We start from the raw sequence: 8,521 nt of genomic DNA, 5'->3' as shown, positions 1-8,521 counted from the left end.
GCTCATTTGCGACTTCCTTATGTTAACATCTTCGTTAGTTAATGTCAACTAAGTTTTTCATTTTGTTTGTCGCTTGCGACGTTAATGTCATCGGCGACTTGTTCTATATTACACCTCTATACTCTAATCGTCAATACCTTTTATCCTTTTTATTTTATAAATTATGAAGGGTATTTTTATACTTCTTCCCTAAAGATTAATAAACTAGCGCAGTCCCTTTCATAATCGACAGTTTATACTTTCTAAAGAATGAATATCAAACCAAACAAATATATATTAAAAGTAGCTTTTTTATTTAGACTTCTCTCTAGAAATTATAAATACACCATACATTTACTAAAAATCTAATTAACCTTAGGAGGCGTTATGAAATGCATGTTAATAAGAAAATCATTTATGTATCCCATGATGCCCATTTCCACGGAGCACAGCTGCTTTCTTTACATACTATTAAAGCTCTCAAAGAAAACTTTCATTACTCCGTCGCAATTATTTCTATTGGAACGGGCATTTTAATCCACGACTTTCAAAAGTATGGTCCTGTTTATTGCCTAGAGGAAGACTACCCAACGGACAAAAAGATCGAATCATTAATAAAGAAGTTATTATCACAAGACTATACCATCGCCATATGTAGTACCGTCATAAGTGGTGATATAGTTGCATTACTAGCTAAACATAATATAAAAGTTATTTCATTAATACATGAATTGCCGCATTTAATACAACAGTACTCTGCTGAGGGAAAAGCGATAAAAATTGCCGAGTCTGCTCACAAAATTGTCTTCCCTTCACAATACGTGTATGAAAAGTTCCGTACAATCACCCAATTAGATTATCAAAAGTGCCACATCCTCCCTCAAGGTTTGTTTAACCACAATCCTTATAAGAACAATATTGCAAAAGCGAGAAACGAATTACGAAAAAAACACAACCTGCCTCTAGATAGCAAAATCATTTTGGGGGTAGGCTTCGCTGATCATCGAAAAGGGATAGATTTATTCTCACTTATTGCTTACTCAGTAAGAAAGATTCATAAAAATATTCATTTTATCTGGGTTGGGAAAACAGATGTTCACTTTTTAAACACGCTATCACCAAGATATACAGCACATTTTACATTAGTGGATCCTACTCCAGATATCGGTTTATATAACGCTGGGGCTGATTTATATTTATTAACTTCAAGAGAAGATCCTTTCCCAAACGTGGTTTTAGAAGCATTAGATACAAAACTCCCTGTTATAGGGTTTAAAAACGCTGGAGGTTTTGAAGATGTTGTTACGGAACAAACTGGCGCATTAGTAGACTATTTAAACTTACCGATGATGCTGGAAAAAATATACGAATTTATCGGGGATGAAGATTTACGATTACAAAAAGGGACCTTTGGCCAAGAACTTATTGAAAAAAATTTCAACTTTCTTCATTACATTTATCAATTATTAAACTTGCTTGAGCATAATTATAAAAAAATAAGCGTCATTGTACCGAACTATAATTACGAAAAATACTTATCCGAACGAGTTAAATCAATATTAAATCAAACCTATCCCCTTTACGAACTAATTTTCCTAGACGATGCCTCTACTGACAATAGCGTATCTATATTTGAAAAGCTGCTCTCAAACGAAAATAAACATCACCTGAAAATTCAGCAGATTATTAATTATAAAAACTCTGGTTCTGTATTTAAACAATGGATAAAAGGTGTCTCTGCAGCAACCGGTGATTATATTTGGATTGCTGAGGCCGATGACTTATGTGATCAGACATTTTTAGAAGAAGTAATACAAGGTTTTCATATAGATAGTGATGTTGCCTTAAGCTACACACAATCAAAACAAATAGATGAACAAGGAAATGTATTGGCCAATCATTATTTAGATTACACAAATGATATTGATAAAGAAAAATGGCAGAGTTCTTATGTGCGAAAAGGGATAGATGAAATACAAGATACGTTACTTATCAAAAACACCATACCTAATGTCTCAAGTGTAGTTTTTAAAAACATAGATATAAAAACAACAGCAAAACAATTGGAACAGTTTAAAATAGCCGGTGATTGGTTTTTCTATGTTTCTATCCTTAAAGAGGGGAACATTTATTTCAATCCAAAACCTCTAAACTATCATAGACGACATACAAATAGCGTAACGAGAGCAGAAGATTCATATTCCCATTACAGTGAAGTTGTACAAATGCAGAATTTCATTAAAGAAACCTTTACTATCGACGACATTTCAAAAAAGAAAATGTACGCATATAGAAAGTATCTTAAAACATATTTGAAGGTTTAATTATATATTTTCTTTACCATCAGTATCTCTTGTAAGACATTACTATTATTTAAGGAGGGTTACTCTTTGAAAGAATTTATAGAGGCAAATAAAGATTTGATTTCTCAAATTGCACAGAACTACAATGTAAATGCAAGTATCCATCCGGAGGATCATATCTTCCAATTCCTGGTCACGAATCCAGTCTTTCCTTCTAAAAAAGAAGCAATAGATTATTATTTTAAAGATGGAAGAAAATCAGCAGAAACACTCTTAGATTTAATGACTTCCTTTTATCCTCCTGTAGACACTCCAACAAAATTATTAGAATTCGCATCCGGATATGGCTGCGTAACACGCCATTTATTAAACTTACAAACGAACTTACATATAACTACCTGTGATATACATGAAGAGGCTATTAGTTTTATTGAACGCACATTAAATACTTCATCTATCTTATCTCACCCTGAGCCGGAACAAGTAAAATTATCGTCTACGTATGATATCGTTTTTGGTCTATCCTTTTTTTCTCATATGCCTGATACAACTTGGTTTCGTTGGCTTCAAACATTGTATAATGCTGTGTCCCCTGGCGGATTATTCATTTTCACAACTCATGGATATCAAAGTAAAAAGTACTTCGGCTTTCCAGATTTAAATAAACAGGGTTATTGGTTTCTCCCCTCTAGTGAACAACTGGATTTAGATGTGCATCAATACGGGCAAACGATCGTTAGTCCCTCTTACGTATGTGACAAAATTAAATTATTACCTTATAATCCTATCATCAAAAAATACACTGAAGGTTTTTGGTGGGAACATCAAGACCTTTGGGTAATACAAAAAGAAACAAAATAATAAACCATGCTCTACTTATACAGAAGTAGGGCATGGCTTATTATTTTTTACTATATAAGAACTCTTCAATCCATAGCTTATTTAATCTAATTCCACTTTTGAAATCCACTTTCGGTTCCCAATTACATTCTCGTCTTACCCTATCTATATTTAAAATGATTTTTTGAACATTTTCTTGCTTTTGTTTATAGCAGATAAAGTCCACTTTTCTTTCCGTTAATTTCTCCAATTCTACTATAATTCGTTTTAAAGAGAGACCCTTGCCGCTCCCTATGTTATACACACAAGATTTCAAGCGATTTAATTGTGATAGTTGTATAGTGATTTCCACTAGATCATCGATATAAATATAATCTCGAATAATCTCTTGTGGATTCCCATATATATTAATCTTTTCATTACTGAGATGCTGATACAAAAAACAGTTTATTGCTCCAACTTTCTTTAACGGATTTTGATATTTTCCATATGGATTAGAATATCTACATACAACATAGTCCATTCCATACTTTTTCTTATAAAAGTACAAATAATTTTCAAGCGACACTTTTGTTATTCCATAAGGAGATAGTGGTTTTAATGGATGTTTCTCATCAATAGGTAAATATTCTGGTTCACCATAAACTGTGCCTCCAGAGGATGCTAATACAATTTTTTTAATAGGGAAACGTTTAACAGTTTCCATGAAATTAAGAAAAAAAAAGCTACTGTTCCTATCTCCAAAAACATCTTCAATTGAAGTTGTTACATTAGACGTTGCAGCTAAATAAATAATAATATCCACATTTACTAAAGCCTTATATATATCTTCAACATTTGCTAAATCACCTTTAATAAATTCAACCTCACTTATAAGATTTTGAGGAAAATTATTTATATGTCTGGAAAATACTTTTACATTTTGACCTTGTTTCAATAAACCTAATGCGAGGTTAATACCAATGAAACTATTTCCACCTACTATTAAATAATTATTCTTCCCCATAATATCCTCTCTAGTAATAAGATTTTTGCTTATCACACCTAGAAATACAAATAAATGAACTTGGACACTTTTATTATTTCTTTTCTTATAATTAATTGTATGCCTCTTATACATTTTCATTATCTTTATTTTATATTTCCCTTTTAGAATGGCTTTCTTATTTAAGACGAAAGCAAAATACACTCATAATATTTACTCATTCTCATGAATATATTGGATTAATAAAAAATCCTCTTCTATACCCTTAAAAAAGGAGTGTTAAACTCATGAAAAATATAAATCAAAAGTTTTTAGAGTACATCATTCTACATAAAGATCGAATTCCGCATTTCCATAAGGATTTTCCCCTTATATTATTTTGGAGTCATAGAAGCGGATGTACCGCATTAGCTAATTGGTTCTTCTTTCAAATTGGATTATTTCCTGAAGCAAAGAAATACAATGATTTTATTCATTACTATGAATTCTGGGTATATAAAAATAACCCCAATTATATACAAGCGGTACATAGCGGTCTTTTAGAAGCCAAAAAACATGTTTGTAAACTCGTACGAAATCCCTATAAGAGGGCCGTTAGCTCATTTTTATTACTTGCTGACAATCCTTATGCTAGTCCTCAATGGAATAGTATCCGAAAGTGTTTTTATAATGACAAGCATAGTAAGCAAGGAATATCATTCAAACAATTTTTATATTACGTTCAAGCACTTGGTTCCAATTCCCAAGTAATAGATATGCACTTTAGTCAACAATACGTCCAAGGTGAAGAAGCCTTTATCCAACGCTATATACCTTTAGAAGATTTTAATAAGCAAATTCCCAAAATAGAAAACGAATACGGTTTGATTAAATCTGACCTAACCAAACTTACAAGTTCAGGTCATCATCGCGCTCACAAGATGGTTTATACAGGAAGCTATGCAGAACTTAGCATTACAGATGAAGCCTTTCCCCGATTTCCAACATACGCAAGCTTTTATGACAAAGAAACAATGGATTTAGTTACAGAAATATATGCAAAGGACTTTGAAATGTATCCATACACGAAAGGGATATTTTAAACCCCTACGTTTTTCAATGAATAAAAGCAAATGTATCGCATAGCATAAAGTGAAACTTTAATTAGTGTGGGGTTCTCCCCCACTAATTAATCCCTTCTACCAATCTTACTTTTATGGTTTCCCTAATTTCTACCCACTCTCTTTGGTTTTACATGTGTCTGATACTATCCATAAAGTGAGGACGTTTACGGGCAGTTCATATCCCACCCAACTTCTTTGCTCCAGCCGGATTTTAAGGTGAGAGCATTACTGCCATGAAAATAATGGGGGAAATACATTGCATTTTATACAGGAGGGATATCATGTGGAAGGTAATTTGAAGCACAATAATGGCTACTGCGTTATTTGTGAGAAGGAAGCTACATTTATAGAGCATAATGAATGGCTTAGAGATCACTATTTATGTTCTACATGCCACTCTATACCGAGGCAACGAGCTTTAGTTCATGTCTTAAATACATTTTTTCCAAAATGGGGGTCCTATCATATCCACGAGTCCTCACCAGGAGGGATTACAACTCAACTACTGATAAAAAACTGTAAAAACTATACATATTCTCAATACTTTAAAAACTATCCTCTTGGTCAATACTTTCAAGGAATTAGATGTGAGAATTTAGAAAACATGACTTTTCAAAATGAATCTTTTGATTTATTCATTACGCAAGATGTCTTTGAACACGTAATGGAGCCAGAGAAAGCCTTTAAAGAAATAGAACGTGTCTTAAAGCCTGGTGGTGCTCATGTGTTTACCGTCCCTTGGTATCATACACTCCCAAAGACTTTACAAAGAGCAAGAAACAATAAAGAAGGAATTGAGTATATGGAAGAGCCAATTTATCATGGAAATCCTATTGATGAGAAGGGGGCTTTAGTAACATTTGATTGGGGCCAAGATATGATTGAATATATTTATACACATGCAAATATGTATACAATTGTTTATTTACAAAAGGATAGATCACTAGGATTAGATGCTGAATTTCTACATGTTTTTATTAGTAAAAAACACGAACATAATTTTTAGGCACTATATAATTTGGAGGTTAACAAATGAATAACTTTAAGTTAGGAAATGATTTTGATAACCTTGTTAGTCCTCTTTCTGACGTTGAACTTCTAAATCTATTTATACAAAGTTGCTCACAAACAAAGATAAATGGTATCCCAGTACCTATGTTCCCCCCCGAAGAAATTCAACAACAGTTTGTAGGAGCTTCCTATGAACATGCTCTTTATGAAGCATATTTGTTTTATAACCATGTAAAAACATATGCCCAAAATTTAGGTGTTCCCTTGAATAAAGAACGTAAAATTTTAGACTTTGGTTGCGGATGGGGAAGAATTATACGCTTTTTTTTCAAAGATGTTCGCGATGAAAATTTACTTGGTATTGATGTAGATCCCGCAATGATTAACATTTGCAATGAAACGTTAGGAAGAGGAATATATAAAACAGCCAATCCACAACCTCCTGTAGAATTTATTAGTGACAATTCATTAGACATCATATTCGCTTATTCTGTATTCTCACATTTATCCGAAGAAACTGCAGAAAATTGGATAAAGGAATTTTCAAGAATTCTTCGTCCAGGTGGCATCTTCATAGCCACAACACAAGCGCGCTATTTTCTCGATTACTGTCAACAATTCAAGGAACACCCTGAATTCATTCAAACGGGTTGGCATAAAACTTTATCACAAGCTTTCCCAGATATAAATCGGGCCATCTCGGATTATGAAAGCGGTAATTTTGTCCACAGTCCTACAGGAGCGGGAGATGTTAGAAATAGTAGCTTCTACGGAGAAACCGTTATACCTAGAAATTATATTAAAAATCACTATGAGAAGTATTTAAAGCTACGGGACTTTTTTGATGACGCAAGCCGATTACCCCAAGCCCTATTTGTTCTCCAAAAAGATTAACTCTTTTCCTACATGGTAATGCGCATAATTTTATAATGAAAATCACTTTTCATCTCAGCCATATATTAAATGATCCAAGATTCCTCTATCGAGCAAACTGTAAAAACGAATTCAATATGAAGCACAACAAAATAGTAAGTAAATAACCTATCTAGCGCTTTAAACTCGATTCAAAAAATCAAAAGTAACTTCCCCCCCACTTTGAACTACAAAGAACATAAGGAGGATATACCTTGAAAATAATTGCTTTTTACTTACCGCAGTTTCATCAAATAAAAGAAAATGACAAATGGTGGGGAAAAGGTTTTACTGAATGGACAAATACTAAAAGTGCACGACCTTTATTTGCAGGACATTATCAACCTAGAGAACCTTATCAAGATTTTTATTATGACTTAACGGACCCATCCGTAAGAAAATGGCAAGCAAAAATTGCCAAAGCACACGGCATATATGGTTTTTGTTATTACCATTACTGGTTTAAAGGAAAAAGGCTATTGGAGACACCCTTTAATGAAGTACTTAAGACGGGCGAACCAGATTTTCCATTTTGCCTTTCTTGGGCAAATGAACCGTGGACAAAAACTTGGGATGGTCTTGATAGCCATATATTAATGCCTCAAAATTATGGAGAGTTATCGGATTGGAAAGAACACTTTGACTATTTATTACAAGCTTTCCAAGATGAAAGATATATTCGTATAGATGATAAACCCCTATTCATTATTTATCGTCCTGGGCATATCCCTGGCTGTGAGCAAATGCTTAATTACTGGGATACACTCGCACAAGAAAATGGTTTGAAAGGTATATACTTTGTAGAAACATTAAACAGCTTCCCACTTCCTAATATAAATGGGTTCGATGCTAGCATTCAATTCGAGCCTTTTTATACAATTGCTCATGATAGCTCTCCAGACATAAATAAGACAATATATGAGTCTGGTAAACAAATAAACGCTTGGGATTATGATAAAGTTTGGATGTATATACTAAAGCGATCTCCTCCAGAGAAAAAAACATTTCCCGGTGCCTTTGTTGACTGGGACAACACAGCACGTCGCAAAGACTTAAATAGCAGCATCTTTCTCGGTTCTACTCCTGAGAAGTTCACGATATACTTAAGTAAGCAAATTCATCGTACCTATTCTCTTTACAACAGCGAGTTTTTATTTATTAATGCGTGGAATGAATGGGCAGAAGGTACTTACTTAGAACCAGATAAAAAGCATGGATTCGCCTATTTAGAAGGAGTTAAACAGGCAATTAAGAGAGGTATGAAAGCATACAAAAAAGACGAGTCATTCTGACTCGTCTTAAGATTGCTTGGCGACGTCCTACTCTCACAGGGACAAGGTCCCAACTACCATCGGCGCTAGAGAGCTTAACTTCCGTGTTCGGTATGG

At 33.6% G+C, this 8,521-nt stretch carries 7 protein-coding genes and 1 rRNA gene; 6 read left to right on the top strand and 2 right to left on the bottom strand.

The genetic code is table 11. From position 1 onward, the window contains the following. Positions 1-371: 371 nt before the first annotated feature. Both CGQ22_RS31040 and CGQ22_RS31035 read left to right on the top strand, forming a co-directional pair. Entirely contained in the window at positions 372-2,303 is a 1,932-nt protein-coding gene (locus tag CGQ22_RS31040) for a glycosyltransferase (protein WP_089149799.1), read from the top strand. 66 nt (positions 2,304-2,369) lie between these two features. Further along, the gene (locus CGQ22_RS31035; RefSeq protein ID WP_000657498.1) at positions 2,370-3,143 is read left to right on the top strand and encodes a class I SAM-dependent methyltransferase; all 774 of its coding nucleotides are present in this window, start codon (positions 2,370-2,372) and stop codon (positions 3,141-3,143) included. Positions 3,144-3,183: 40 nt separating this feature from the next. Here CGQ22_RS31035 and CGQ22_RS31030 read toward each other — a convergent pair whose 3' ends face one another. Then, entirely contained in the window at positions 3,184-4,128 is a 945-nt protein-coding gene (locus CGQ22_RS31030) for an NAD-dependent epimerase/dehydratase family protein (RefSeq protein ID WP_000517674.1), read from the bottom strand. A 266-nt stretch (positions 4,129-4,394) separates the two neighbouring features. On the opposite strand from CGQ22_RS31030, the gene CGQ22_RS31025 reads away from it, so the two are divergent. The 4 genes from CGQ22_RS31025 (at position 4,395) to CGQ22_RS31010 (ending at position 8,425) form a co-directional block, all read left to right on the top strand. After that, positions 4,395-5,189, top strand: coding sequence for a sulfotransferase family 2 domain-containing protein (locus CGQ22_RS31025; protein ID WP_000790062.1), 795 nt, complete (start codon positions 4,395-4,397; stop codon positions 5,187-5,189). Positions 5,190-5,493: 304 nt separating this feature from the next. Continuing rightward, on the top strand, positions 5,494-6,216 hold the full coding sequence (locus CGQ22_RS31020; RefSeq protein ID WP_046945641.1) for a class I SAM-dependent methyltransferase: 723 nt from the start codon (positions 5,494-5,496) through the stop codon (positions 6,214-6,216). A 26-nt stretch (positions 6,217-6,242) separates the two neighbouring features. Next, a complete protein-coding gene (locus CGQ22_RS31015; protein ID WP_001058686.1) occupies positions 6,243-7,115 on the top strand; it encodes a class I SAM-dependent methyltransferase in 873 nt (290 codons plus the stop codon). Positions 7,116-7,348: 233 nt separating this feature from the next. Continuing rightward, positions 7,349-8,425, top strand: coding sequence for a glycosyltransferase WbsX family protein (locus CGQ22_RS31010; RefSeq protein ID WP_000690962.1), 1,077 nt, complete (start codon positions 7,349-7,351; stop codon positions 8,423-8,425). 14 nt (positions 8,426-8,439) lie between these two features. Here CGQ22_RS31010 and rrf read toward each other — a convergent pair. After that, positions 8,440-8,521 (bottom strand): 5S ribosomal RNA (gene rrf, locus CGQ22_RS33075); the annotation flags it as partial.

Origin of the sequence: Bacillus sp. M13(2017), from assembly GCF_002218325.1 — a bacterium.
GTDB lineage: Bacteria > Bacillota > Bacilli > Bacillales > Bacillaceae_G > Bacillus_A > Bacillus_A thuringiensis_K.
This window is presented reverse-complemented; position numbering and strand designations above follow the sequence as displayed.

Bases quoted from the DNA above. Each gene is read 5' to 3' on its own strand.
- CGQ22_RS31025 (WP_000790062.1), top strand. From the start codon at position 4,395: ATGAAAAATATAAATCAAAAGTTTTTAGAGTACATCATTCTACATAAA.
- CGQ22_RS31040 (WP_089149799.1), top strand. From the start codon at position 372: ATGCATGTTAATAAGAAAATCATTTATGTATCCCATGATGCCCATTTC.
- CGQ22_RS31015 (WP_001058686.1), top strand. From the start codon at position 6,243: ATGAATAACTTTAAGTTAGGAAATGATTTTGATAACCTTGTTAGTCCT.
- CGQ22_RS31030 (WP_000517674.1), bottom strand. From the start codon at position 4,128: ATGGGGAAGAATAATTATTTAATAGTAGGTGGAAATAGTTTCATTGGT.